This is a genomic window from Cupriavidus sp. 207A1, from assembly GCF_057798955.1.
Genome location: NZ_JBYOJO010000026.1, coordinates 26,754 through 52,825, shown reverse-complemented (window position 1 = coordinate 52,825; position 26,072 = coordinate 26,754). Strand labels below are relative to the sequence as shown.

Here is a 26,072-nt window from a genome sequence, read left to right as displayed (position 1 = left end):
CCGCTGACCATCGAAGACGTCGACCTCGACGGCCCGCGCGCCGGCGAAGTGCTGGTGGAAGTGAAGGCCACCGGCATCTGCCACACCGACTACTACACGCTGTCCGGCGCGGACCCGGAAGGCATCTTCCCGGCGATCCTGGGCCATGAGGGTGCCGGCATCGTCACCGATGTCGGCCCGGGCGTGACCTCGCTCAGGCCGGGCGACCACGTGATTCCGCTGTACACGCCGGAATGCCGACAGTGCAAGTTCTGCCTGTCGCGCAAGACCAACCTGTGCCAGGCCATCCGCGCGACGCAAGGCAAGGGCCTGATGCCGGACGGCACCTCGCGCTTCTCGATCGACGGCAAGCCCATCTTCCACTACATGGGCACCTCGACCTTCGCCAACCACATCGTGGTGCCGGAGATCGCGCTGGCGAAGATCCGCCCGGATGCGCCCTTTGACAAGGTCTGCTACATCGGCTGCGGCGTCACCACCGGCGTGGGCGCGGTGCTGTTCACCGCCAAGGTCGAGGCCGGCGCCAACGTGGTCGTGTTCGGCCTGGGCGGCATCGGGCTTAACGTGATCCAGGCGGCGAAGATGGTGGGCGCCGACAAGATCATCGGCGTCGACCTGAACCCGGCGCGCGAGGCGATGGCGCGCAAGTTCGGCATGACGCATTTCATCAACCCCAAGGATGTCGACAGCGTGGTCGACCACATCATCCAGCTCACCGACGGCGGCGCGGACTACTCGTTCGAATGCATCGGCAACACGCAGGTCATGCGCCAGGCGCTGGAGTGCTGCCACAAGGGCTGGGGCAAGTCGATCATCATCGGCGTGGCCGAGGCCGGCGCGGAAATCTCGACGCGTCCGTTCCAGCTGGTGACCGGGCGCGAGTGGAAAGGCTCCGCCTTCGGCGGCGCGCGCGGCCGCACCGACGTGCCGAAGATCGTCGACTGGTACATGGAAGGCAAGCTCAATATCGACGACCTGATCACGCACACGCTGCCGCTGGAGCGCATCAACGAAGGCTTCGACCTGATGAAGCGCGGCGAGTCGATCCGTTCCGTGGTGCTGTACTGAGCCGGGCCTGACGGCTATGCGGGGCTGCGACGCTGCGCCTCAGCCTGCGCCGGCGGCGTCATCGACGCCGGTGCTGGCAAAACGCTCGCGATAGGCGCCCGGCGTGACATGGAGCCGACGCTGGAACGCCTGCCTGAGCTTGGCCTCCGAGCCGAAGCCGCTCTCCACGGCGATCCACTTCAGCGGCTGGCTGCTGTCTTCCAGCAGCCGCCGCGCCGCATCGAGCCGGGTCTGCTCCACATAGGCCGACGGCGTATGTCCGGTTTCCTTCAGGAATACCCGGGAGAAATTGCGCTCGCTCATCGCAAAGCGCTGCGCCAGCCCCTGCACCGAGAGGTCCGCCTTGGGCGTGCGGTGGATATAGTCCTGGATATCGCGCACGCGCGGATGCCCCGTCATCTGGCTGAGCAGGTGTTCACTGAACTGCGATTGGCCGCCCGGCCGCTTCAGGTAGACCACCAGATCCCGCGCCACCGACAGCGCGATGTCGCGCCCGAGGTCCTCCTCGACCATGGCCAGCACCAGGTCGAACACCGCGGTCACGCCGGCCGAGGTCCAGATAGCCGCATCGCGCACGAAGATGGCATCGGCATCCACCCGGATCCCGGGATACCGCTGCCGCATCAGCTCCGCCACGCTCCAGTGCGTGGCCGCGCGCCGGCCGTCAAGCAGGCCGGCCTCGGCAAGGAAGAAGCTGCCCGAGCACAGGCCCACGATGGTCCGCAGCCGGCCGGCCTGGGCCCGGCACCAGCTGACGATGTCGCCGCACGCGCCCAGCACGTTGAGGATGTCGCGGGCGCCCACGACCACCACCACGTCGGCGGGCGCCAGGCCAGCGAGCGCGTGCGTGGCCTCTAGCGATACCAGCGTGTCGGAGCGGACCGCGCCGGGGCGCGGGCCGACCAGGCGCAGCTCGTACTTCGGCTCGCAGCCAAGCTGCCGCAGGCGGGTGTTGGCGTAATCGAAGACATTGATGGCGCCGACCGCTTCGACGGCCTTGAATCCGGGATAGATGACGATGTCTACAGTAGTCTTGATCTTCATGGCGCGCGGCGTCGCGGCAAGGGGCAGCAGAGACGCCTTGCGGCGTGGGTCGAACGCCGATTCTATCCAATCCGCGCACCGCACCCGGCCTGGAGGGCAATGCCGCAGACCCGCGGCGGGCCATCGCGCGGATCCAGGCGATGTCGTCGACGGCGGTGCGCGCGTTCAGGACGGCAGCGGTAATGCTGCGGACCGAGGCGGCAAGTCAGCCCGCCGCCGAGCTCCAGTCCCCGCCCAGCGCCAGCAACAGCGCGATCCGCTGCTGGAGGTGCCGGCCGTGCGCGTCGATGCAGTCGATCTCGGCCGCCAGCAATGACTGGCGCTCCTTCAGCACGCCGCGCATGTCGGACGCGCCTATCCCGGCACGGGCTTCCTCGCGCCGGACCAGCTCCCGGCTTTCGGCTACCCGGTCCTGCAGTTGCCGGGTGCGCCCGGCATGGCTGGATTCGGCCTGCAGCGCCGCTTCGACCTCGCCCAGCGCGGCCAGCGCCTGGTTGCCATAGGCGATCAGGGCGGCCTTTTGTTCGGCGGTGTAGTAGTCGGCCCGGGCCTTGAGTTCGCCGCCGCTGAAGAGCGGCGCGAAGAAGGAGCCGTTCAGTCCCTTGATCGGGCTGCCGGCCTGGTTGAGCAGGAATACGTCGCTGCGGATATCGGTAATGGCCGCGCTGATGGCAATGCGCGGCAGGCGCGCCGCCTGCGCCGACTGCCGCATGTCGAAGGCTGAGGCAACCTGGTGTGCGGCCGCGCTCAGGTCCGGGCGGCGGTCGAGCAGGTCCGCGGGCAACCCGGCCTGCGGCGCCGGGGGCACGGGCGGCAGATCGCGCCCGGACGCCATGCTGCCGATCTCGCCGGCCGGATAGCGTCCCAGCAGCAGTTCCAGCGCCTGCGCGGCCTGGCTGCTGGCCAGCCTTGCCGACTCCAGCGCATCGACCCGCGACCGGCGCGCATTGCGCGCCTGCACCAGCTCGGTGTCCGGCGCGGCGCCGATGGCAACCCGCTGGCCGGCGATGCGCAGCAGCTGGTCGTGGATGGCGACGGCTTGCCGCAGCCGCGCTTCGCGTTGCGCGTGCTGGATCAGCGTGAACCATGCCCGGGCCGTGGCCGCGGCGACGACGCGCCGGGCCCACAGCTGGTCGTCCCGCGCGGCAGCGTAGCGGGCTTGTCCGGCCCGCGCCTGCGCGCGGATGCGTCCCCACAAATCGATTTCCCAGGTTGCGCCGATGGAAAGGATCTGGGTCTCGGAATTGCCCGCCCTGCCCTTGACGACCGCATCCGGCAGCAGGCCGCTGCCCTCGATGGCGACCAGCGCCTGCGCCTGCCGGACCCGTACCTCGGCGAGCCGCAGGTCGCCGTTGTGCGCGATGGCCTCGCGCACCAGCCGCTGCAGTTCGGCATCGTCGAAGCTGGCAAGCCAGCCGTCGGCGGGGTTGCCCGCCACGGCAGGGTTGACCCAGGCGGGCTTGCCTTCAAGCACCGGCACGGCCTGGCGCATCAGGTCGGCGCCTTCTGGCGGCGCCTGCAGGGCACAGCCGCAGAGCATCGCGGCCGCCATCGACAGCGCCGCCGGAACCCTCTTCTTGGCGTATGACGACACGGGCATCCCTCTAGTGAAGTTTGAGTACCAGGTAGTTGAGCTTGGAGCTGACGCGCAGGAACACCATCCGGACGATATGGAACATCTTCAGGTGCTCGGTATAGATCGCGCCGGCGCCGACGGCACCCACGGGCAGGTGCTGCCTTGACTCTTCAAGCAGCGCCAGCTTGACCGCGAAGCGGTTGGGCACGGCGTCGGTGGTGCCCGTGCTCGGGATCATGCCGCCCTGCGCCACCTGCCCCTGCGCTTGCGCCCAGACGATCGAGTCGACCCGCGCCTTGATGATCTGCCCCGGATGCGTAGGCAGAAAGATCTCCGCGAAGTCGCCTTCCCTGACCCGGTAGAGCTCGTTCTGCCGGTAGAAGGCGAGCACCTCCTGCTGGTCCTCGACAAAGCTGAAGGCCGGCGAGAACGGGAACGGGACCAGCATGGTGCCGACGCGCACCTGCAGGTTCACGACCCTGCCATCGGCGGGGGCGCGGTACACCGTCTGCTCCAGCTCCCACCTGGCCTGCTCCAGCAGGACTTCGGTTTCCGCGCGCCGGGCGCGCGCCGTGGCGATGGCCGCGAACTCGCCCTGGCTTTTGGCGGACAGCTTCTGCCTGGCCTCGTCCTCGGCGGCCTGCGCGCTGGCCAGTTCGCCTTCCAGTTCGCGCTGGCGCGACAGCGCCTCATCCCGATCGAACTTCGCGCCCGCGCCGGCCGCGAGCAGCGCATCCTGTTCCTTGAGCCGCTGGCGCGCCAGTGTCAGCCTGGCCGTCACCGTGCTCACCCTGCCGGCCGCGCCACGCACGGATTCGCCGAGCTGGCGCGCCGATGCCTGCGCCTCGGCCAGCGCGGCGTCGTCGGCCATCAGCCGGCGCTCGAGCTGGCGGACCGAGGCCTGATACGGAGTCGGATCGATGCGCAGCAGCACATCGCCCTTCCGGTAGCGCCGGTTCCCCTCGGCCGGGAGCTCGACGATGCGACCGCGTACCTGCGGCACCACCTGCAGGACCTTGCCGACGACGCGCACGTCATGGGAAGACGGCGCGACCACGTTGAGCGTCAGGACCATCAGCGTCAGCGCGACCACCGGGATCGTGACCACGATCACCATCGCGGTCGCGTTCCACGGCAGCCATCTGAACTTGAAGAAGATCAGCCATACAACCAGCGCATAGGCCGCAAGCAGCAGAGCGTCCATTCAGGTCGGCTCCTTGCGCCCGCGCATGGCGCTGGCGACGGGCTGCACCGCGGCTCCATGGTCTTCCGGTGCCTTGTCGGTGCCATAGGCGGCCCGGTAGAACACCGGCTTGGTATGCGCCCAGAGCCAGGCCAGCGGCCATAGCAGCCCGCCGAAGAACAACGAGAGCAGGCACAGCGCGTGGATCGCCTCCTGCTGCGGATGGCGCTTGCGCTGCGCGATCCGCTCCGGCCAGATATGGAGCATCCAGAACAGGTAGATCGCGCCTGCCGGCACGAATACCAGCACCACCCAGGAGATGGCGTTGGCGGCGGTCTCGAGTGCCTTGCCGCTGAGCAGCGAGGCGAACGCGGGTTCAGTCGACGCCAGCAGGGCGATGCCCGCCAGCAGGTGTGGTCGCAGTTTCATGGCGTAACGATGGGGTGGAACACGGGGCGCGGCGCTGCCGCGCACATGGGCCTAGGAGCCTGCCGCCGTGCCGTGCAAGCCCGCGCGGGGCGCGTCCAGCGACGTGCGTCGCGCCGGCTGGTCCGAGGGCGCGGGTTCTGTTTGCGGCACGGTGTCCACGGCTTCCGGCGCGTCGTCGGCGTACAGCAGGTTGTACTTGCTGCGGCCGGGATCGTCCGCAGCGCGGCACGCCGCCGTGGTCGCGGCAAGCCCGGCACCCGTGCATGCGGGCGGCAGGTCCGAGGCCGCTGGCTGCGCGGGCGTGGCCGGGTGCCGGGCATGCGCCTGCGCGCCGGCCATCACCAGCAGTGCGATGGCTGTCGCGGTGGCAGCCGATCGGCAGTTCTCGATCATGTTTGCAGTTTCTCCGAAGTCCTTGCGCGGCCGTCGATGCGCGCCGGCGCGCCGGCCGCTTCCCGGCAGAGCGCACACCTTAGGGCAGCGCCTCGGTCTCCGGCTATCAAAGGAATTAGAAAGTTGGCACGGGCTGCTCGACACATTCACCGCAGCCCGGCCTTGCCACGCGGATTCGAAGTCCTGTGATAGCCCGCGCGCCCCGGCCGCGCATACGCTGACGGCCTTTGCACACACCCGGGTTTCGCCCGGGTCCGCGTGAACCCGTTGCCACCATGAATGCTGTTTCCCTGATGTGCGCCGGCGTCATTGCCGCCGCAAGCACCCTGAGCGGATGCGCGATTCCCACTGCCGAGACCCTGAACCCGTTCCAGGAACCGTGGCCATGGACGCGCATCGTCGCCGTCAACCGTACCGGCCACGACGTGACCGGCGTGCGCGCCGGCCGTTGCGAAACCGGGCCGGTGTCGCGCCACTCGCAGTCGTCGCCGTCGTTCTGCTTCCCTGGCGAGCGGCCCGACAAGGCGATCGAGGTCAGCTGGACCGATGCCGCCTCCGGCGCGCCCGGCGCCGGATCCGCCGGGGGCAAGCGGCACGCCGCCACGGTGCCACCGCCACCGCTGTGGCAGGAAGGCCCACATCTGGAGGAACTCACCGGCGGCTACCTGTGCGTGCTGCTGCGCAGCGACGCGCCGGTCGGGCTGATGCTGGCCGGCAGCGCCGAAGCGTGCGCCGTCCTCTAGCAGCCTTTACGCGGCCGCCTGGCCGGCCACCAGCGCCTCGCACATCCGCCGCAGGCACTGCGCGATGAATCCGGACTGGCATTCGATCTCGTCGTCCCACTCCGCCTCGTTCGCCTTGTCCACCTTTTCCGTCGCATAGTCGCGCAGGTCGGCGCACAGCTCGGCCAGCTGCGAGCCGCCGAGCACGGCCAGGGTGCCCGAGATGCGATGCAGCAGCCGTTCCAGCCGATGCACGTCGCGCGCGGCCCGGATGGCATCGTATTGCGCCAGGTCCGCGCCAGTCTGCGCAAGGAAGGCTTCGGCATATTCGCCGGGCACCGCCGGCAGTTCGGGCAGCGCCTCATCCGCCAGCGTGTCAGCCTGTGCGGCTTGCCGCTGCATCGCCCCTGCCGTAGCGTCGATGCGGGCAAGCACCGAGGCGAGCGCGGCGAGAGACACCGGCTTGGTCAGGTAGCCGCTGAACCCGCCCGCCATCCCGCGCGCGACGTCGCCGGGCTGCGCGCTGGCGCTCACGGCATAGGCCGGGATTGGCATGCCGGCAGCTCTGATTTCGCCGAGCAGGTCGAAGCCATTCATCACCGGCATGTCGATGTCGGTCAGGACCGCGTCCACGCCATCGCCATGTTGTCGCAGCATGGCCATGGCCTCGTTGCCGTTGCCCGCCTCGATCACGCTGGCCCCCAGGGCGAGAAGCTGGTCCCGCAGCAGGTTGCGGTTGAGCTGGTTGTCTTCGGCGACCAGCACCACGCGTCCAGCCAGCGGCGCAGGCACGCACGCCGGTTCATCGAGGCCGGCCTGGCTGGCGGCCGGCTGCGGCAACGGCTGCACCTTGTTTACCACCGCCACGACGGCGGCGTGGATGCCGGTCAGGCTGTAGGCTGACACCTCGCTGCCGCCGTCCGGACGCGTGGTCGCGACGGGCGGCCCCGACTGCTTCAGCCACACGATCGCGGCCGGCCTGCGCCACCAGGCGATGACTTCGGCGGGATCGAAGCCATCGGCCACCAGCAGGCAGTCATGGCTGTCGGCGTCCACCGGCGCATCGGTGTCCGTGCGCGCCGATGGCTCGCATGCGCCCCAGTCGAAATGGTTCAGCAGGCCTTCGAGACATTCGGCCTCGCGCGCCAGCACCAGCGTCCGGCTGCGCGGCAGCCGCAGCCGCGGCGACGGCGCCGCATCGGCCACCGGCAGCGGCAGGCGCACCGTGACCCGCGTGCCGACTCCCACCATGCTGTCCAGCGCGATATGACCCTGCATCCGCTCCACCAGGCGCAGGCAGACCGACAGGCCAAGCCCGGTTCCGCGCGCCTGGCCGAGGCGGCTGTCGCCGACCTGGGAGAACGGCTGGAACAGCCGCCCCTTGCACGCCTCGGCGATGCCGATGCCGGTGTCGGAGACGACGATCTCCAGGTGCCCGTCCACCCACCGCGCGCGCAGCACGACCTTGCCCGCTGGCGTGAACTTGAACGCATTGCCGAGCAGGTTGCCGACGATCTGGGTCACGCGCACCGGGTCGAGTTCGACGCTTGCGGGCAGCTCGCTGCCGTACACCGCCAGGAAGCCCAGCTTGCGCTGCCCCGCCAGCGGCGCGTGCGCGAGCGCGATTCCGCTGAAAAACGTCGTGACGGATACCGGTTCCTCGGCAAGGCTGAAGGCGCCGACATCGATGCGGGAAAAGTCGAGCACGTCGTTGACGATCTGCAGCAGGCCCTCGGCCGACATCTGCATGGCACTGACGCGTGCCCGCTGCGCCGGTTCCAGCGCGCCCATCGCGACCAGCTCCATGTTGCCCAGCAGCGACGCAAGCGGCGTGCGTATCTCATGGCTCATCGACGCAAAGAACGCCACCCTGGCCCTGGCGGCAGCATCGCTGGCGAGCTTCGCCTCGTGCAGCAGCCGCTGCGCGCGCGCCGATTCGGCATAGGTGCCGGTGAGGAAGCGATAGTTCCAGTAGCGGTACATCGCAAGCAGAAAGCCGATAAGCGCGGCGGCGAGCAGGCCGATCACGCTCAGCTCGCCCGCCATGTCCCGAAGCTGGTGGCCGATCGGCAGCGCAAAGATCAGGTGTCCGAAGTCGGCCACCAGCGGCGGGCGGCGCAAGGCCCAGCCATAGTCCGCAACCCAGTGGAACAGTCCGTCCGGCTGCAGCGCCAGCCGCTGGTCCAGGCGCTGCATGCCGGCGCGGGCGGCCGCTGCCACCAGCGGCGTGCCGCCACTGTCGAACACGACCGGTTCGGGAATCGGCAGGTTGGGCCCCGCCGGCCGCAGCAGCTCGCGCAGCGGCATGCGCGTCAGCACGATGGCGTAGAGCGCGTCGCCCTGTGCCACCAGCGATGCGCCAAGGATCTCCGGCTCATGCCCGTCCGTGCCGGCCGGGATGCCCTTCCAGATCACGCGCTTCTCTCTGGCGGCCTGCAGCAGGTCGGGGTCGCGGCCGCGGAAGCTCTCCAGCACCGCGGCGCTGATCGCCGCGGGCGGCATCCGCGGCGGTGCCGCGCGCGTGGCCGCCGGCGCCGGCTGCGCCGCCTCGTAGCGATACATGGCGCCGCTGGCCAGCGAGATCATCTCGATCGAAGGCTTCTGGCTGGCGGCCGTCAGCGTACGGACCGCCTGGTCGCAACTGCGCTGCAGCACCTCGTCCGCGGGCGCAGACGGCGCGACCCGCCTGCACAGGTGGCCGGACGGCCGCCCCGGCGCGGCCGGAAACGTGCCACTGGCGTGCAGTTCCAGGATCAGGTTGGTCGCGGCCAGCGTGCTGCGGCGTGCCAGCAGGGCATCGACCACGCCTTGCTCATACAGGCTGGCCACCTGCTCCTGCGCGCGCAACGAGCCGTTCAGCCGGACCAGCACGGTTGCCGCGGCGCTGGCGATCACGACCAGTGCCAGCAGCAGCACCACCATCGCAAAGACCCGGCGTTCTCGCTGCAGGTTGCGTTCGATGGCTTGCAGGTCGGCCTGCGCTGGCGCCGGCGCAGGCGGCTCGAACGGGCCGGGCGTCATGCCAGGCCATGGTCGCGCGCGTAGGCGATCAGGTCGGCATTGCTGGTGATGTTCAGCTTGCGCATGGCCGAGCGCTTCTGCGTCGCGACGGTCGCCAGCGACCGATGCAGGTAGGCGGCGATGGCCGTGACGGTGCTGCCCGCCGCGAACATGCGCACCACTTCGATCTCTCGGGGAGACAGCGGGCTCGCGGCGCCATCGGCGCGCGCGCCGGCGCTCGCCATCAGGCCGGCGATCGCCGGCGACAGGCGCTGGCGGTGGCCGGCCAGCACGTCGAGGCAGATCTGCCGCAGCACGGCCGGGTCCTCGTTCTTGCCGACGATCGCGGCGACGCCCGCCTCCCTGAGGCGCGTGAGCAGGCCGCCATTGGTCAGCATGGTAAACACAACCACCGGCGTGGCCGGGCTGGACTGCCTGAGCCGCTGCATCAGGCGCAGCCCGTCGTCATTGCCCTCGGAACGGCCCATGGTGAAGTCGGTGACGATCAGGTCGGGGCGATGCGTCACCAGCGCGGCGAACAGTTCCTTGCCCGACGCGCACGTAGCGCAGACGTGCAGGTCCGGGACCGCGCTCAGGGTGCTCCTGACCGCGAGCTGGATGACCGGGTGATCGTCGGCGATCACGACAGAGAAGGTACGTGGGGGCATGCGCGTTATGTCTCGACACTGCGGGCAGGTCCCGGAGAGGACACGCCCTGCCCTGCAGTTCTCGGGGAGGTTCCCGCCGGGGCAGCGTCGCGCTACGGTGCTGAACGGCTGATGGACCGGGGATTCTAACAACTTGCCAGCCAGCCCATTTAGCAATACGGGACGCGCAGTTGACCGTTCGTCCCACCCCCCGCGGCGGCGCGAGGCATCGCGCCGCGAGCATGCCGCCGGCGCCTGAAGGCGCTCGATGCGGTGGCGGGTCCGCTGTTGCCTCCTGCGCCGGACCGTCCACCGTGCGCCAGCGAACAGAACGCCGCACCGGCTGCCGGCATGCTGGAACATCGCCGTCCCCCCCAGCGGGGGCCTGTGCTGTGCAAGCCATGGAGCGCAACGAGGATGAGCCAGCCCGAGCCCCCGGACATCGCGCCGCCGCTGCCCGATCTGCTGATATTCAGCGCGCCGTTCCACCCTTCGGTTGGCGGCATGGAGCGCTTTGCCGAAGACCTGGCGCTGGGACTGACCGAGCTGGGCTATCGCATCGAGCTGGCGACGCGCACGCCGGCGGCCGCGGGCGACGCCCCGGCGTTCCCCTATCCGGTCACGCGCGTGGCGGGCATGGCCGAACTGGCGCGCGCCATGCTTCGGCACCCGCTGGTGGTGTTCGTCGGCCTGACTTTCTACGACGTGTTGCTGGCCACCGTGCTACGGCGCCGCATCGTGCTGACGCATCATGGCCCATACAGCCACTATGGCGAGACGCGGCGTTTCACGGCGGGCAACGTCAAGCGCTGGATGTCGCGCTTCTACCACAACATCTGCGTCAGCCGGTACCTGGCCGGATGGCTGCCAGGACAGCCGCTGGTGATTCACAACGGCTATCGCGACGACGTGTTCAAGCCGGCTGCCGCGTCGCGCCCGGCGGGCAGCTTCGCCTTTGTCGGGCGGCTGGTCACAGAAAAAGGGGTCGACCTGTTGCTGCGCAGCTTCGCCAGTTTGCGCGCAATGCGGCCCGAGGCCCGCCTGACGGTGATCGGCGACGGGCCGCAGTACGCGGTGCTGGTGGCCCTGGCGGCAACCCTGGAGTGCGCCGAGGCCGTGACCTTTGCCGGCGCGCAGCGGCCCGCGGTGGTGGCGACGATGCTGGCGCAGCATGCCTGCCTGGTGGTGCCGTCGATCGGCTACGAGCCGTTCGGCATCGTCGCCCTCGAAGGCCTGGCAGCCGGCTGCGAGGTCATCGTCACGCGTCGCGGCGGGCTGCCCGAGGCCGTCGACGGCTTCGGCTGGGTGGTGGACCCTGGCGTGGACTCGCTGTGCGAAACGATGCTGGCCGTTTGCGCCGGCGAGTCGCGCCGCAGCGAGCCAGGCCTGCGCCTGTTCCTGGCCGACCACCAGCGCCAGACCGTGGTGCGCCGCTATGCCGAAGCCATCTCCGGCTTCATGCGGCACTAGCGCGCGGCACTAGCGCGCTGGCTTCTTCGGCTTGCCGGTATCAGCCTGGTGCTGCCGGCGCGGATCCTCGTTGCGGAAGCCGCCATAGCTGCTTTGCCCCGGATCGGCGCTGCGGCTCTTGATCTCGCTGGCCTCGCGGTCCATGCGCGCGCCCGGGTTCTTCCGCTCGGCGCCGGCCTTGCCAGCGGTCTTGCCTGAGGTCTTGCCTGCGGTCTTCCCGCTCGAACCTGGTTTCATTGCCAACTCCTTGTCGTGACACGTCGGTCGGTCTGAGGACTTGCTCCCCCGTACAGGCCGGCCCTGATTTCCGCAGCGGGCCGCCGGCAGCGGGAAGCCAGAACCACGCAACTTTCGTTCCACGATGCAAGGCCGCACGCTGGCGCCCATGATGGCCTGTACGGCAGTCGTATCGAGCAAGCCGCGGGCAGCGTTGCAGAATTTGCAGGCCGGCGCTTCGCTGCGGCCGTCGAATTGCGCACCCCCCGCGCGGGCCGTGAAGGGCCCGGACGTGGCTTCAGGGCGCGGCGACCATGACCACGTGCGCCTGCATCGGGCCGGCCAGCGGCCCGGCGCCGTAGGCCTGGATCAGCGCCCGCTCGCAGTGACCGGTCGCGCGCGCCAGGGCGTCCGGCCCGCGCGCTTCCAGCTCGGTGCGCAGCGGCGTGCCCTGGCAGAACGCCGTGGCGGCGATGCGCGCGGCGGCTGCGTGGCTGGTTTCGGTGACGGTCTCGAATACCGCGCCGGCCGTAAACCCGCCGCTGCGCAGGTCCTGCTCGATCGCGGCCTGGCTGTGGTAACCGTGCGGGACGCGGACCATGAAATCGGGCGGCGCCTCGGGGAACAGCGTGGCCAGGGCCGCGGTGATATCGCGGGCAAAGGCGTTGAACGCGATCCGGTCCCACACGTTGAACACCAGCGTGCCGCCCGGCACCAGCACGCGGCGGGCTTCGGCGAAGGCTTTGCCCTTGTCCGGGAAGAACATCGCGCCGAACTGGCACGCGACCAGGTCGAAGCTGGCGTCGTCGAACGGCAGCCGCATCGCGTCGGCCTCGCGCCATTGCACCGGGCGCGCGGTGCCCGCGGCCTGCGCGCGCGCCAGCATCGGTGCATTGAGGTCGGTGGCGACCACCAGGGTGTCCGCCGGCAGGCGCCCGGCCAGCTCCCGCGTCAGCGCTCCGGTGCCGGCGGCCAGCTCCAGCACCCGGCGCGGCCGCAGCGCGGCGATGCGCCGCCCCAGGTCGGCGGCATAGGGCGCAAAGATCATCGGCACCATCAGGGCCTCGTAGACCTCGGCAATCGCCCCGGCAAAGACCTTGTCCTGCTGCTGCATGCCCATGGCGCCGTCCTCCCCTTGCCTGCCCGGCCGCAAAGTCGCCGGGGTTGCCTGAGTGGGTGTAGGACACATCGCGGGCAATGTAAACCGCGCCCGCTAGAAGGTCTTGCTCAGCGAGCCCCACACGGTGGCGCGGCCAAGGTAGCGCCCCCTGGCGCTGGTGTACACGGCGCGCCGGGCATTGGTATCGAGATACGCCAGCGCCAGCGCGAAGCCATGGCCAAGCTCCCTGGTCAGGCCCAGCTTCCAGTCGGCGTACGAGGCATCGGCGACCTGCACTTTCTGGTAGCCCACATGCGCGTTGAGCGTCAGCCCCCAGAACCCGAGCGCAACGTTGGCCGACAGGTCGGCATACCAGCTGTGACGGCTGTCGGCCAGCCCGAACAGGTTGGTCGGCGCGTAGGAGTATTTCAGCGTCACCGGGCCGTAGCCGATGCCGGCGTAAAGCTCGGTGGTGTCGGGGCTGGTATAGCGGTCGGGATAGCTGCCCGGATAGTAGTACTGCAGCACGCCCAAGTCGGTGCTCCAGCCGCTGTCGCCAAATGCATGGCGGTAGCCGCCGTAGAAGTCCATCTCGATCGGTGCGGACACGTCCGGGTGGCTGTCGCCCAGCCAGCTGATGCTGGAGTTCCAGTTGCCCAGGTAGAAGCCGCTGGCATGGCTGTAGTCGAAGCCGCCCTGGATCGCCGGGCGGCCGTTGCTTTGGGTCAGGCCGCGGTAGCGGTAGTCGCTGGCGAGCGCGAGGTTGGCGCTGAAGCTGTGGACCGCGGCGTCAGCCGCGTCGGCGGTGGCTTGCGCCAGTACGGGCTTGGCGCCGGCCAGCCACAGGGCGGCTGCCAGCGCGGCAGTTGCGGTTTGTCGGCCGGCGCAGATGCGAGGCAAGGTCATGGTCGAAGGTGGCGGATTGAGGAGCGCGTCCGCATCGGAACGCCCCGCCACGATAGGGACTTCGACATAAAAACGGCGTCAAGAGACGCCGCGACCGTATTGAAATGCGGTAAATGCGCATGTCTGCGCAAGGCGCGAATCTTGCGAGAATCGCCTCGGCAGGCTCGCGCGACGGAACTTCGGGGTCAAACGCATGAACCGTGGCGCCGTCGCTTGCAAAAAGTACAGACCAGGGCATCGCGATGATCCGGATCGGCATTTCAGGCTGGCGCTATGCCGGCTGGCGCGGCGTGTTCTATCCCGAGGGGCTGGCGCAGCGGCGCGAGCTCGAATACGCGTCGCGCGCGGTCGAGACCATCGAGATCAACGGTTCGCACTATGCGCTGCAGACGCCGAAAAGCTATCGCGCCTGGCACGAGGCCACGCCGCCGGGCTTTGTGTTCAGCGTCAAGGGTCCGCGCTACCTGACCCACATGCTGCGCTTTCGCGACGACTCGGCGCGGCCGGCGATGGCAAACTTCTTTGCCTCCGGCGTGCTGGCGCTGGAGGAAAAGCTGGGGCCGGTGCTGTGGCAGTTTCCGCCCAACTTCGGCTTCGATCCGGAGCGCATGGAACGCTTCCTGTCGCTGATTCCGCACGACACGCACAGCGCGCGCGGGCTGGCGCGCCAGCACAACCGCAACGTCAGGGAGCCGTGGTGCGAGACCCGGCGCCGGCGCCCGATCCGGCATGCGGTGGAAATCCGCCACGCCAGCTTCTGCACGCCCGAGTTCCCGGCCTTGCTGCGCCGGCACCGGGTTGCGCTGGTCATCTCGGATGCCGTCGCCGACTGGCCCTATGCCGAGGACGTCACCAGCAATTTCCTGTACCTGCGCCTGCATGGCACCGAGACGCTGTACGGCGGCGCCTATTCCGACGCGGCGCTGGACCGCTGGGCCGCGCGGCTGGTCAAGTGGGCCAATGGCGGCGAGCCTGCCGATGCGCAGCGGATCTCGCCGAAACGGCCTCGCGCCGCCGCGCACCGGGACATCTACTGCTACTTCGATAACGACAAGAAGGTCAAGGCGCCCTTCGATGCGCAACGGCTGCGCGCGCGCATCGAGGAGAAATAGCGCGCAGGACCGGGCTGGCGCCCGCTCCGTTCAATCGCGGATGCGCGGCATCCAGCCGCTGCCGCGCGTGCGCGGGTCTACCGGCAGCTGTCGCTGCAGCGCGGCCTTGGCCAGCATATGGGCGCTGATCGGCGCCGTCAGGAACAGGAACGCGGTCACCAGCAGCTCATGCAGGCTGGCGTCGCCGCGGAAGCTGAAATACGCCACCGAGGCCAGCACCACGCCGCCCACGCCGAGCGTGGTCGACTTGGTCGGCCCGTGCAGGCGCATGAAGAAATCCGGCAGCCGGAACAGGCCGATGGCCCCCACCAGCATGAACACGCTGCCCACCAGCAGCAGCGCACAGACGATGAATTCGGCAACGGGATGCAGCATGGGCCGGCCTCCTAGTATTCGATGATATCGCCGCGCTGCAGGTACTTCGACAGCGCCACGGTGGCAACGAAACCCATCACCGCGATCAGCAGCGCGGCCTCGAAGAACACCGCCGAGTCCAGGCTGATGCCCAGCACCACGATCAGCGCGATGGCGTTGATGTTGAGCGTGTCGAGCGCGACGATGCGGTCGGGCAGGCTGGGCCCGCGCAGCAGCCGGCCCAGCGTCAGCAGGAAGGCCAGGCCCAGGATCGCCAGGCAGACCGGAATCACGATGGCAAGCATTGGAAGATCTCCTTGAGCGGGGTTTCATAGCGCGACTTGATCAGCGCTACCAGCGCGGCCTCTTCCTCCAGGTCCAGCACATGGACCAGCAAGGCGCGGCGGTCGTCGCTCAGTTCGGCGCACAGCGTGCCGGGGCTGAGCGAGACGATGCTGATCAGCGCGGTGGTGGCGAGTTCATGCTCGACATCGAGCGGCACCACGATAAATGCCGGGCGCAGGCGCGCGGTGCGCCCCAGCACCATCACCGCCACTTCCAGGTTGGCCTTGACGATGTCGATCAGCACATGGCAGCTCAGGCGCAGGATCAGGTCCGGACGCGACAGGCGGAAAGCCCCGAGCACCAGCCAGCGGTCGGCCAGCCGGCCGATGGCCCACCCCAGCGCCGCGCCCAGCAGCCAGTGGCCCAACGCAATGCTCTGCGCCAGCATCAGCCACATCAGCATCAGGATCAGGCTCAGCCAGGGATGGGGCAGCAGACGACGCAACATGGCCTACCCCCGCTCGCCGGGCAGCACCGCCCGCAGGTAGGCGGCGCGGTCCAGCAGTTGCGCGGCGGCATCCGCCACGTAGTCGCTGACCGGACTCGCGGCCACCGTCAGCACCAGGTTGCCGGCCAGCAGCAGCACGCAGCAGGCCAGCTTGCGCGCGTCCGGCCGCACCCGCAGGCGCGCCGCGCCGGGATGGTCTTCGTCCAGGTATTCGGCGCCTTCGGCGACACGCTGCGCCTCATGCGGCAGGCGCCACAGCAGCCGCGTGCCGGTGCGCGAGACGGCGATCAGCAGCAGCAGGCTCGAGCCCAGCACCGCCGGCCACAGCACCGGCATCCACGGCGCCGGCGTGGCGCGCAGGATCATGGCCTTGCCGAGGAAGCCCGACAGCGGCGGCAGGCCCACCGCCGCGACCATGCCCACCAGGTACAGCAGCCCGGCCAGGCGCGAGGCAATGACCGGCGCGCCGTCGGTGCGCGCGGCTTCGGGCTCGAGCGCGTCGGCCAGCAGGAACAGCGCGGCGGTGCACAGCGTGGTGCTGAGGAGGTAGTACAGCGCCGCGGCCCAGCCGGCCTGGCTTTGCATCGACACGCACGCCGCCAGCAGCCCGACCGACGCCACCACCAGGTAGCTGGTGGTGGCGCGCAGCGTCGTCGCGGCCAGCGCGCCCAGCGCCCCGACCGCCAGCGTGGCCAGCGCCAGCGCGAACACCCAGTCGTGCAGGAACGGCCCCAGCAGCCCCTGCGCGCCGCCGAAGATCAGCGCATCGCAACGCAGCATGGCATAGATGCCGACCTTGGTCATGATGGCGAACAGCGCCGCCACTGGCCCGGTTGCGCTGCCATAGGCGCGCGGCAGCCAGAAGTACAGCGGGAACAGCGCCGCCTTGAGCGCGAACACCAGCATCAGCATCGCGCCCGCGGCCACCGCCAGCGGCAGGTCCTGGGCCGGCAGCCCGGCCAGGCGCAGGCCCATATGCGCCATGTTGAGCGTGCCCGAGAGCCCGTACAGCACGCCGATCGCGACCAGGAAGAACGACGACGCCACCAGGTTCAGGATCACGTAGTGCAGGCCGGCGCCGACCCGCGCGCGCCCCGCCCCATGCACCAGCAGCGCGTAGGAAGCGATCAGCAGGATCTCGAAGAAGACGAACAGGTTGAACAGGTCGCCCGCCAGGAACGCGCCGTTCAGGCCCATCAGCTGGAACTGGAACAGCGCGTGGAAGTGCCGGCCCTGGCGCGCCGTGCCCTCGCCGGCCGCGGCCAGCGCGGCCACCGCCAGCAGCGCGGTCAGCGCCAGCATGATCGCGCCGGTACGGTCCAGCTGCAGCACGATGCCGAACGGCGCGCGCCAGTCGCCCATGGCGTAGACCGCGATATCGCCGCCGGCCGCATGGCGCAGCAGCAGCACCGCCACCGGCACCAGCAGCAGCGTCGCCACCGCGCTGGCCAGGCGCTGCGCGTGCAAACGCTGCGCAGGCATCGCCGTCAGCAGCGCGCCGGCGAACATCGGGACCAGGATGGGCAGCAGCACCGCATGGTTCATGGCCGCGGCTCCTTGTCACCAGCGTTGCTGCCCGCGGCAGCATGGCCGTCGCGCGACTCCGGCTGGCCGGCGGCGTCGACATGGTCGCTGCCGGTTAGCCCGAGCGAGCGCAGCGCCAGCACCACCGCGAACGCGGTCATGCCGAAAGCAATGACGATGGCGGTCAGCACCAGGGCCTGCGGCAGCGGATCGGCATAGCTGGCTCCCGGCGCGATCACCGGCGGCTGGCCGATCGACAGTCGCCCCATGCCGAGCAGGAACAGGCTGACCGCATACGACAGCAGCGTCAGCCCCAGCACCACCGTGAACACGCGCTCGCGCAGCAGCAGGTAGATGCCGGCGGCGGTCAGGATGCCGATGGCGATGGCGTAGAGCGCGGCCATCAGTCGTCCTCCGTGGCCTGTGCCGGCGGCAGGTTGCGGACGCCCAGGTGAGACACGATCACCAGCGTGGTTCCGGTCACGGTGCAGAACACTCCCAGGTCGAAGATCATGGCGGTGGCCAGTTCCACCTCGCCGATGCCGGGCAGGTGGAAGTGGCCGAAGGCGGTGGTCAGGAACGGATGGCCGAAGGCCAGGCTGCCCAGTCCGGTCAGCCCCGCCACCAGGATGCCGGCGCCGGCGATGGCGCGGTAGTCCGGCGCGATGCGTGCTTCGGTCCAGCGCACGCCGTTGGCAACGTATTGCAGCAGCAGCGCCACCGAGGTGATCAGCGCCGCGATAAAGCCCCCGCCCGGCTGGTTGTGCCCGCGCAGCAGGATGAAGGCCGCCACCAGCAGCGTCAGCGGCAGCATCAGCCGCGCCAGCATCGCCAGCAGCAGCGGATGCGCCTGGCTGGTCCACGGCAGGCCATCCGGCGCCGCCGACGGGGTCGGCAGGCGCATGCCCCTGAGCAGCGCCTGCACCGCCAGGCCGGCGACCAGCAGCACGCAGATCTCGCCGAGCGTGTCGAAGCCGCGGAAGTCCACCAGCAGCACGTTGACCACGTTGTGCCCGCCGCCGCCCGGCACCGCCTGCTCGATGTAGAACGTCGACACCGGGTCATACGGCCGCGTCATCACCGCGTAGGCCGCCACTGCCAGCAGCGTGCCGCCGCCCAGCGCCAGCACGGCGTCGCGCACGCGGCGGCCGGCGCGCGCGCGGTCGTGCGGGTTGTCGTGAGTTTCGCGCGGCAGGTAGAACAGCGCCAGCACCAGCAGCAGGATGGTCACCACCTCGACCGAGATCTGGGTCAGCGCCAGGTCGGGCGCCGAGAAGCGCAGGAACACCAGCGACACCATCAGCCCGCAGCCGCTCAGCAGCACCAGCGCCAGCAGCCGCTGCCGGTGCGTCGCCACCACGGCGATGGCGCACAGCGCCAGCAAGGCCAGCGCGGCGGCGCCGATCGGGTCGATGGCGCCGGCCGGCACGCTGCCGGCCAGCGCCGCCAGGTCGGCCAGGAAATAGGCCGGCAGCGCCAGCATCGCCAGCAGCATCCACGCGATATAGGTTGGCAGCGAGCCGTTTTCGAGCCAGCGCGAGACCGCCGCGGCAAAGCGTTCCAGCGCGCGCATGCCGTGTTCGAACGAGCGTCGCGCGCTCAGGTGCTCGATCGCCTGCTGCCAGCGCCGCAGCGCGTCGCGGCGCAGGAAGAACAGGGTCGCGCCGCCGGCCATCGACACCAGGCTCATCACCAGCGGCAGGTTGACCCCGTGCCACAGGTTCAGGCTGTATTCCGGCAGCGGCGCACGCAGCGTCGCCAGCGACGCGGCCGCGAGCAGGTCGCCCACGGTGTAGGCCGGCACCAGCCCGACCACCAGGCAGATCACCACCAGGAATTCCACCGGCACCTTCATGAAGCGCGGCGGCTCGTGCGGCGGATAGTTGGGCAGGTCGGGCCGGCCCCCGCCGAAGAACACGCCGTAGATAAAGCGCAGCGAGTACGCCATGGTCAGCGCGCCGGCCATGGTGGCCGCGGCCGGGATCACCCAGTTGAACTCGCCCAGCAGCCCCTGCGCCAGGGTCTCGCCGAAGAACATTTCCTTGCTGAGGAAGCCGTTGAACAGCGGCACCCCCGCCATCGACAGCGACGCCACGATCGCCAGCACCGCGGTATGCGGCATATAGCGGGCCAGGCCGCGCAGGCGATCCAGGTCGCGCGTGCCGGTTTCATGGTCGATGATGCCGGCGGCCATGAACAGCGACGCCTTGAACACCGCGTGGTTGATGATGTGGAAGATCGCCGCCACCGTGCTGAGCTGGGTATCGAGGCCGAACAGCAGCGTGATCAGCCCCAGGTGGCTGATGGTGGAATACGCCAGCAGGCCCTTCAGGTCCCGCTGCAGCAGGGCCAGCCCGGCGCCGACGATCAGCGTGGCCAGCCCCGTCATGCTGACCAGGTAGAACCAGCTGTTGGTGCCGTCCAGCACCGGATAGAGCCGCGCCAGCAGGAACACGCCGGCCTTGACCATGGTGGCCGAGTGCAGGTAGGCCGAGACCGGGGTGGGCGCGGCCATCGCGTGCGGCAGCCAGAAGCTGAACGGAAACTGGGCCGACTTGGTGAACACCGCCAGCAGCACCAGCACCAGCATCGGCAGGTACAGCGGGTGGTGCTGCACCTTGCCGGCCTGCGCCAGCACCACCGACAGCTCGAAGCTGCCGCAGATATGGCCCAGCAGCAGCACCCCCGCCAGCAGCGCCAGCCCGCCGCCGCCGGTCACCGCCAGCGCCATGCGCGCGCCCTGACGCGCATCGGCGCGCCACGACCAGAAGCCGATCAGCAGGAACGACAGGATGCTGGTCAGCTCCCAGAACACCACCAGCAACAGCAGGTTGCCCGCCAGCACCACGCCCAGCATCGCCGCCATGAACAGCAGCAGCAGGCAGAAGAAGCGCACCGCCGATTCGTTGCGCGCCAGGTAGTAGCGCGCATACAGGATCACCAGCAGGCCCACGCCCAGCACCAGCAGCGCGAACAGGAAGGCCAGCCCGTCGAGGCGCAGCGACAGGTCCAGCCCGAGCGCGGGCAGCCACGCCACGCGCCAGCCCAGTGCGTGCCCCGGCTGCGCGAAGACCTCGCCGCGCAGGCTCAGCAGCAGCATCAGCCCGGCCAGCGGCAGGCCGATGATGACCGGCGCCAGCAGCCGTGGGGCACGGGTGCCGATCAACCACGTCAGCGCCGCGGCCAGCAGCGGCAGCGCAATCAGCAGCGGCAGCGCCATGCGCGCCCCTTCAGCCGTTGCCCGGGCCAGGGGCCGGCAGGTGCCAGCCTGCCTTGCGGCGCAGGGTCAGCCGGGTCGCCGGTGGGGCGCAGTGTCGGAGTCGGAGTGTCGGGGCGGTGGTCATGGCGTGGCAGATCTCGGTGGGCGATTGCGGCCGCTACTGTCCGGATTCTGCCGGCATTGCGCCGGCTGTGCCAGTCAATTGGCGCGATTTGCAAAAAAAATCATCGTATCGCGCAAGGAACCGGAGGCGTGTCGCGATGGGCAGGCCGCACCCGCGCCAGGTCATCCGGGCTGCCATGCGAGAGGCCCGCACAGCAAGTTGTAAGATGGCGGAACCACCGCGCCCCACGTCCCCAACCTTCCGGAGCCACCACCCATGAGCGACGCGCTTTGCCTTGCCAGCGCAGCCGAACTGCAGCAGCGCATCCGGCGCAAGGAGATTTCACCGGTCGAGCTGACCGCGGCCGTGCTGGAGCGCGCGGCCCGGCTGCAGCCCGCGCTGAACTGCCTGATCACGCTGTGCGCGGACGAGGCCATGACCGCGGCGCGCGCGGCCGAAGCGCAGCTGATGTCGGGCGCGCCGCTGGGCGCGCTGCACGGCATTCCCTTCACGGTGAAGGACATCGTCAACACCGCGGGCGTGCGCACCACCTTTGGCGCAGTGCCGATGCGCGACCACGTGCCCGCCGAAGACGCCGTGGCGGTGGCGCGGCTGCGCGCGCAGGGCGCGATCCTGGTCGGCAAGACCACCACGCCGGAATTCGGCTCCAAGTGCCTGACCGATGCGCCGCTGTTCGGCCGCACCCGCAATGCCTGGCATGCCGGGCGCACCAGCGGCGGCTCCAGCGGCGGCGCCGCGGTGGCGGTGGCGAGCGGCATCGCCCCGCTGGCGGTGGCCACCGACGGCGGCGGCTCGACCCGCATCCCGGCCGCGTGCAATGGCGTGGTCGGGATCAAGCAAAGCCAGGGCGTGGTGCCGCACAGCCAGGCCCAGGACCTGTTCGGCAACCAGACCTACGTGACCCCGACCACGCGCACGGTGGCGGACACCGGCCTGATGCTGCAGGCCATGGCCGGCGAGCACGCCTGCGATCCGTGGTCGATCGGCGTGCCCGTGCCCGACTACGTCGACGCCGCGCGGCCGCACGGCGATCTGCGCGGCCGCCGCATCCGCTATTGCCTGGCGCCGCCGGGGCGGCCGGTGGCCGCCGACGTGGCGCGCGCGTTCGAGGTCAGCCTGGCGCAGCTGCGCGGGCTCGGCGCGGAACTGGAGCCGTTCAGCGGCGATGGCTTCGACATCGAGCCGGTCTGGCGCACCATCAACCATACGGTATGGCGCACGCGCTTTGCGCCGATCGTGGCGCAGCACCGCGACGCGCTGAGCCCGACCTTCGTGCGCCAGGTCGAATCCGCCGCCGCGTTCACCGCGGTGGAATACCAGCAGGCCATGTTCGCGCGCTCCCAGCTGTTTCTGCGCGTGCAGGCGCTGCTGGCGGATGCCGACTGGCTCGCCATGCCCACGCTCACGCGCACCGCGCTGCCGCTGGAGCAGGACCTGTTCGGCCAGATCGAGATCGACGGCCAGGCCTGCCCCGATGTGCGCGCAAGCTGGTTCCCGTGGACCATGCCGTTCAACCTGACCGGCCACCCCGCCATCAGCCTGCCGTGCGGCTTTGGCCAGGACGGCCTGCCGGTCGGCCTGCAGCTGGTGGGACGAATCCGCGGCGATGCCGCGCTGCTGCGCGCCGCCGCCCTGTTCGAAGCCGTCCACGACTTCACCGGCCACTGGCCCGCCCTGCCCTGACCACCTTACCCCATGACCTGCCGACTGCCATGACCCCATCCCTCCGACCGAAGCGCCGCTTGCTGGCGCTGGCCGCTGCCGCCGCCACCGCCCTTGCCGTTGCCGCGCCAGCCAACGCGGCCGACCCCGAGCCGATGCATATCATCGTCGGCTATGCCCCTGGCGGCGCCGCCGACAGCCTGGCGCGCCTGTATGCCGAGCAGTTGCGCCAGGACGGCCACGGCACCGTGGTGGTCGAGAACCGCCCCGGCGCCTCGGCGCGGCTTGCGCTGGACTACGTGAAGCGCGCCAGGCCGGACGGCAAGACCGTGTTCATCGGCCCATCGCCGCTGTTCACCATCTTCCCGCTGACCTACAAGAAACTGTCGTACGACGCCGACAAGGACCTGTTGCCCGCGGCGGTGCTGACCGACGTGCCGACCGCGGTCGTGACCGGCGTGCAGCAGCCGTACCAGAACATGAAGGAGTATGTCGGCTGGGCCAGGCGCAACCCCGGCAACGCCAGCCTCGGCCTGGCCACCATCGGCAGCGCCGGCCACCTGGGCACGGTGGCGCTGGGCAAGGCCGAAGGCATCGCCATCACGCCGGCGGCGTACCGCGGGGCGTCGCCGATGCTGGTCGACGTGGTCAGCGGCAATGTGTCGATCGGCTGGGACGCGGTGGCCAGCATGATGCCGTTGTACAAGGGCGGCAAGCTGCGCTTCCTCGGCGTCAGCGGCGCGCGCCGCGCCAAGGCGCTGCCCGAGGTGCCCACCATGAAGGAACAGGGCTTCAGCCAGTATGAGCACGCCACCAGCTGGTACGGCGTGTTCGTGCCCGCCGGCACCCAGCCGGACGTGCTGGCGCAGGTGGAGAAGATGTTCCTGGCCGCATCGGCCAACCCCGCCACCGCGGCGAAGCTGGAGGCGCTGGGCCTGGAAGTGGTGGCGCGCCCCGGGCAGGAGGGCCGCCGCCGCATCCAGGTCGAGCGCGCCGCGTGGAAGCCGATCGTCGAGGCGACCGGCTTCCAGGCCGAGGACTGAGCTTCGGCGGGGCCGTCCCCGTGCTCAGGGCTTGGGCCGCACCGCGTCCGCGGTGCCCTGGATAAAGGCCTTGATCTTCTCGACGTCCTGCGGCGTCAGCTTGCCGGTGAAGTCCGGCATGCCACGCGCCATCGCCGGACCCTTGAGCACGACCTTGTCCAGGTTCTCGATGAAGGCGGCATCGATATAGCCAAGGTTGGGGATATTGCCGCCGCGGTCGACGCCGGGCACGCCGTGGCACAGCACGCAGTTGCTGACGTACAGCGCGGTGCCGTCCCTGACCAGCGCCGGGTCGTACTTCACGCCCTGCAGCAGCTTGCCGGCACGGTATTCGGCGAACGCCGGCAGCGGCGCCTTGCCGCCGAGCGCGAAGGTGTAGACCGTGCCCGGGCCTTGCCGGTTGGTGGCGCGCTGCGCCTGCCCGTAGACCCCGCCCCAGCCCACCGCCACCGAGACATACTGCCTGCCGTCGAGCTCGAAGCTGACCGGCGCGGCGACCACGCCGGTGCCGGTCGGCGATTCCCACAGCTTGTCGCCGGTGCGCGCGTCATAGGCGACGAAGCGGCCGTCCGCTGTGCCCTGGAACACCAGGTTGCCGGCCGTGGTCAGGGTGCCGCCGTTCCACGGCGAGACCAGCTCCTTGGTCCACGCGGCCTTCTGCTGCACCGGATCCCACGCAATCAGCCGGCCGAAAGGCTTGCTTTGCGGTGGCTCGGCGTTGAGGAACTTGGCCGTGTTCCAGCCCACGTTGCCATGCGGCGTGCCGGGCTTGCCCTGGTTGAACTGCCAGGTCTTGTCGTCCATCAGGTTGAGCGGCACGTGCTGCGCCGGCAGGTAGACCAGCCCGGTCTGCGGATTGAACGACATCGGGTGCCAGTTGTGCGCGCCGTACGGGCCGGGGATCGCGTCATAGGCCCGGTCCACCGCGCGCGCCTCGGGCCGTTCGATCGGGCGCCCGCTGGCGTCATAGCCGGTGGCCCAGTTGACGTCGACGAAATTCTTCGCCGAGATGAACTTGCCATTGGTGCGGTCGATGACAAAGAAAAAGCCGTTCTTGGGCGCGTGCAGAATGACCTTGCGCAGCTGGCCGTCCAGCTTCAGGTCGGCCAGGATCATCGGCTGGGTCGAGGTGTAGTCCCAGTTGTCGCCCGGGGTCTCCTGGTAATGCCAGACGTACTTGCCGGTGTCGGGGTTCAGCGCCACGATCGAGGCCAGGTACAGGTTGTCGCCGCCGGCCGGGCTGCGCTTGCTGCGCGACCACGGCGCGCCGTTGCCGGTGCCGACGTACATCAGGTTCAGTTCGGGGTCGAAGGCGAGCGTGTCCCAGGCGGTGCCGCCGCCGCCCGCTTCCCAGTACCTGCCGCTCGGGTCCCAGGTCTTGGCGGCCGCGGCCATCGACTCGTCCTCGAACGGCTTGGACGGGTCGCCCGGCACGGTGAACCAGCGCCACTGCTGCGCGCCGGTGGCGGCATCGTAGGCGGTGATGTAGCCGCGCACGCCGAACTCGGCGCCGCCGTTGCCGATGATGACCTTGCCCTTGAACACGCGCGGCGCGCCGGTGATGGTGTACGAATAGCGGCGGTCGATGATGGTGTCCTGCTCCCAAACCTTGCGGCCGCTGGCGGCGTCGAGGGCGATCAGCCGGCCATCGTAGGCGGCGACGAACACCTTGCCCTGGTACAGCGCCACGCCGCGGTTGACCACGTCGCAGCAGCCGCGATAGCCGAGCGCGCGGTCCACCTTGGGGTCGAAGGTCCAGAGTTGCTTGCCGGTGCGCGCGTCGACCGCATGCACCACGCTCCACGACGCGGTCACGTACATCACGCCGTCGACCACCAGCGGCGTGGCTTCCACGCCGCGGGTCGACTCCAGGTTATAGCTCCACACCAGCCCCAGGTCGCGCACATTGGCCGCATCGATCTGCCGCAGCCGGCTGAAGCGGGTCTCGGCATAGTCCAGGCCATGGCTGGGCCAGTCGCGCGTGGTGCTGGCATTGGCGCTGATGAAGGCGCCGTCGACCCGGGCCGCCGCGTTGCGCGGCGCCGCGGCGCTGGCGGGCAAGAGTTGCGCCGCCAGCGCCAGGATCGCCAGCCAGACCGCGGCGCGATTCCTGGTACGGCGCCTGGCCGTGGCAACTGCGGAGGCAAATTCGGCGGCAACGGGATCCGTTGCCGGCTTCAACGCATGGCTCATATCGTCTCCTGAAGGGCATTCTTGTTGGAATTCGGGACTGCAGGATTACGGTACTGCGCGGTACTGCGCGATGCCGGGCGGTAGCCGGGGCCCACCGATCATCGGCGAGCCCTCGCGTTATGGGTACAGGGATAACCCCAATCCGGCTCCGCGGCCGGCACTGCCCACCGGAGGTCCGGGCCGCGCGAGCAATATCCCCTGGATATCGGCAGGGAAGAAATGAATATTGGACGCTGCCGGCCACCGTGGCTTAGCCTTGGCGCCAGGACAGACCTTGCATCCCTACCCGGAGCC

At 69.9% G+C, this 26,072-nt stretch carries 23 protein-coding genes; 6 read left to right on the top strand and 17 right to left on the bottom strand.

Features of this window, described 5'->3' with window-relative positions; translation table 11 throughout:
- A partial coding sequence (locus AC3FMM_RS30915; protein WP_488688248.1) for an S-(hydroxymethyl)glutathione dehydrogenase/class III alcohol dehydrogenase occupies positions 1–1,068 on the top strand: 1,068 nt, incomplete at its 5' end.
- Between the two features lie 39 nt (positions 1,069–1,107).
- Here the strand turns inward: AC3FMM_RS30915 and AC3FMM_RS30910 are convergent.
- The 5 genes from AC3FMM_RS30910 to AC3FMM_RS30890 all read right to left on the bottom strand — a co-directional run bounded on the left by AC3FMM_RS30910 (position 1,108) and on the right by AC3FMM_RS30890 (position 5,693).
- On the bottom strand, positions 1,108–2,112 hold the full coding sequence (locus tag AC3FMM_RS30910; RefSeq protein ID WP_488688246.1) for a GlxA family transcriptional regulator: 1,005 nt from the start codon (positions 2,110–2,112) through the stop codon (positions 1,108–1,110).
- A gap of 205 nt (positions 2,113–2,317) precedes the next feature.
- On the bottom strand, positions 2,318–3,706 hold the full coding sequence (locus AC3FMM_RS30905; RefSeq protein WP_488688244.1) for a TolC family protein: 1,389 nt from the start codon (positions 3,704–3,706) through the stop codon (positions 2,318–2,320).
- Between the two features lie 10 nt (positions 3,707–3,716).
- Positions 3,717–4,892, bottom strand: a complete 1,176-nt coding sequence (locus tag AC3FMM_RS30900) for an HlyD family secretion protein (protein ID WP_488688242.1) — start codon at positions 4,890–4,892, stop codon at positions 3,717–3,719.
- Positions 4,893–5,300 (bottom strand): DUF3302 domain-containing protein, encoded by a 408-nt coding sequence (locus AC3FMM_RS30895; RefSeq protein WP_116312575.1) that lies wholly within the window; start codon positions 5,298–5,300, stop codon positions 4,893–4,895. It abuts the gene before it with no gap.
- A gap of 51 nt (positions 5,301–5,351) precedes the next feature.
- A complete protein-coding gene (locus tag AC3FMM_RS30890; protein WP_115709508.1) occupies positions 5,352–5,693 on the bottom strand; it encodes a hypothetical protein in 342 nt (113 codons plus the stop codon).
- Between the two features lie 275 nt (positions 5,694–5,968).
- Between AC3FMM_RS30890 and AC3FMM_RS30885 the strand changes: the two genes are divergently transcribed.
- Positions 5,969–6,436 (top strand): hypothetical protein, encoded by a 468-nt coding sequence (locus AC3FMM_RS30885; protein WP_115709510.1) that lies wholly within the window; start codon positions 5,969–5,971, stop codon positions 6,434–6,436.
- A gap of 6 nt (positions 6,437–6,442) precedes the next feature.
- Here the strand turns inward: AC3FMM_RS30885 and AC3FMM_RS30880 are convergent, their stop codons facing one another.
- Positions 6,443–9,436, bottom strand: coding sequence for a hybrid sensor histidine kinase/response regulator (locus AC3FMM_RS30880; RefSeq protein WP_488688239.1), 2,994 nt, complete (start codon positions 9,434–9,436; stop codon positions 6,443–6,445).
- Complete coding sequence (locus AC3FMM_RS30875) at positions 9,433–10,083, bottom strand: response regulator (RefSeq protein ID WP_488688237.1); 651 nt, start codon at positions 10,081–10,083, stop codon at positions 9,433–9,435. Before AC3FMM_RS30875 ends, AC3FMM_RS30880 begins: the two co-directional genes overlap by 4 nt.
- 396 nt (positions 10,084–10,479) lie before the next feature.
- On the opposite strand from AC3FMM_RS30875, the gene AC3FMM_RS30870 reads away from it, so the two are divergent.
- Positions 10,480–11,532, top strand: a complete 1,053-nt coding sequence (locus tag AC3FMM_RS30870) for a glycosyltransferase family 4 protein (protein ID WP_488688235.1) — start codon at positions 10,480–10,482, stop codon at positions 11,530–11,532.
- Positions 11,533–11,541: 9 nt separating this feature from the next.
- Here AC3FMM_RS30870 and AC3FMM_RS30865 read toward each other — a convergent pair whose 3' ends face one another.
- From AC3FMM_RS30865 to AC3FMM_RS30855, 3 genes are all read right to left on the bottom strand, one after another.
- Positions 11,542–11,769: a hypothetical protein gene (locus AC3FMM_RS30865; protein ID WP_116312578.1), complete on the bottom strand. Its 228-nt coding sequence runs from the start codon at positions 11,767–11,769 to the stop codon at positions 11,542–11,544.
- A gap of 277 nt (positions 11,770–12,046) precedes the next feature.
- Positions 12,047–12,868, bottom strand: a complete 822-nt coding sequence (locus tag AC3FMM_RS30860) for a class I SAM-dependent methyltransferase (protein ID WP_488688232.1) — start codon at positions 12,866–12,868, stop codon at positions 12,047–12,049.
- Positions 12,869–12,961: 93 nt separating this feature from the next.
- A complete protein-coding gene (locus tag AC3FMM_RS30855; protein ID WP_488688230.1) occupies positions 12,962–13,753 on the bottom strand; it encodes a TorF family putative porin in 792 nt (263 codons plus the stop codon).
- A gap of 242 nt (positions 13,754–13,995) precedes the next feature.
- Between AC3FMM_RS30855 and AC3FMM_RS30850 the strand changes: the two genes are divergently transcribed.
- Positions 13,996–14,865: a DUF72 domain-containing protein gene (locus AC3FMM_RS30850; RefSeq protein ID WP_488688228.1), complete on the top strand. Its 870-nt coding sequence runs from the start codon at positions 13,996–13,998 to the stop codon at positions 14,863–14,865.
- Positions 14,866–14,895: 30 nt separating this feature from the next.
- Here AC3FMM_RS30850 and AC3FMM_RS30845 read toward each other — a convergent pair whose 3' ends face one another.
- From AC3FMM_RS30845 to AC3FMM_RS30820, 6 genes are read right to left on the bottom strand one after another with little or no spacing between them, the layout of a single operon-like run.
- Positions 14,896–15,240, bottom strand: a complete 345-nt coding sequence (locus AC3FMM_RS30845; protein WP_013956828.1) for a Na+/H+ antiporter subunit G — start codon at positions 15,238–15,240, stop codon at positions 14,896–14,898.
- An 11-nt stretch (positions 15,241–15,251) separates the two neighbouring features.
- Positions 15,252–15,524 carry a K+/H+ antiporter subunit F gene (locus AC3FMM_RS30840; RefSeq protein WP_025586311.1) on the bottom strand — a complete coding sequence of 91 codons (273 nt, stop codon included), beginning with the start codon at positions 15,522–15,524 and terminating at the stop codon, positions 15,252–15,254.
- Entirely contained in the window at positions 15,509–16,012 is a 504-nt protein-coding gene (locus tag AC3FMM_RS30835) for a Na+/H+ antiporter subunit E (RefSeq protein WP_115680257.1), read from the bottom strand. Before AC3FMM_RS30835 ends, AC3FMM_RS30840 begins: the two co-directional genes overlap by 16 nt.
- Positions 16,013–16,015: 3 nt before the next feature.
- Entirely contained in the window at positions 16,016–17,557 is a 1,542-nt protein-coding gene (locus AC3FMM_RS30830) for a monovalent cation/H+ antiporter subunit D (RefSeq protein WP_326348738.1), read from the bottom strand.
- On the bottom strand, positions 17,554–17,940 hold the full coding sequence (locus tag AC3FMM_RS30825) for a Na+/H+ antiporter subunit C (RefSeq protein ID WP_115680259.1): 387 nt from the start codon (positions 17,938–17,940) through the stop codon (positions 17,554–17,556). The genes AC3FMM_RS30830 and AC3FMM_RS30825 overlap by 4 nt, the downstream gene beginning before the upstream one ends.
- Entirely contained in the window at positions 17,940–20,756 is a 2,817-nt protein-coding gene (locus AC3FMM_RS30820) for a monovalent cation/H+ antiporter subunit A (RefSeq protein WP_326348739.1), read from the bottom strand. Before AC3FMM_RS30820 ends, AC3FMM_RS30825 begins: the two co-directional genes overlap by 1 nt.
- A 379-nt stretch (positions 20,757–21,135) precedes the next feature.
- Here AC3FMM_RS30820 and AC3FMM_RS30815 point away from each other — a divergent pair, with 379 nt between their 5' ends.
- Both AC3FMM_RS30815 and AC3FMM_RS30810 read left to right on the top strand, forming a co-directional pair.
- Positions 21,136–22,563 carry an amidase gene (locus AC3FMM_RS30815; RefSeq protein ID WP_115709522.1) on the top strand — a complete coding sequence of 476 codons (1,428 nt, stop codon included), beginning with the start codon at positions 21,136–21,138 and terminating at the stop codon, positions 22,561–22,563.
- 29 nt (positions 22,564–22,592) lie between these two features.
- Positions 22,593–23,585: a tripartite tricarboxylate transporter substrate-binding protein gene (locus tag AC3FMM_RS30810; RefSeq protein ID WP_414249495.1), complete on the top strand. Its 993-nt coding sequence runs from the start codon at positions 22,593–22,595 to the stop codon at positions 23,583–23,585.
- 24 nt (positions 23,586–23,609) lie between these two features.
- On the opposite strand, the gene AC3FMM_RS30805 is transcribed toward AC3FMM_RS30810, so the two are convergent.
- Positions 23,610–25,778: a PQQ-dependent dehydrogenase, methanol/ethanol family gene (locus tag AC3FMM_RS30805; protein WP_488688223.1), complete on the bottom strand. Its 2,169-nt coding sequence runs from the start codon at positions 25,776–25,778 to the stop codon at positions 23,610–23,612.
- Between the last annotated feature and the right edge of the window lie 294 nt (positions 25,779–26,072).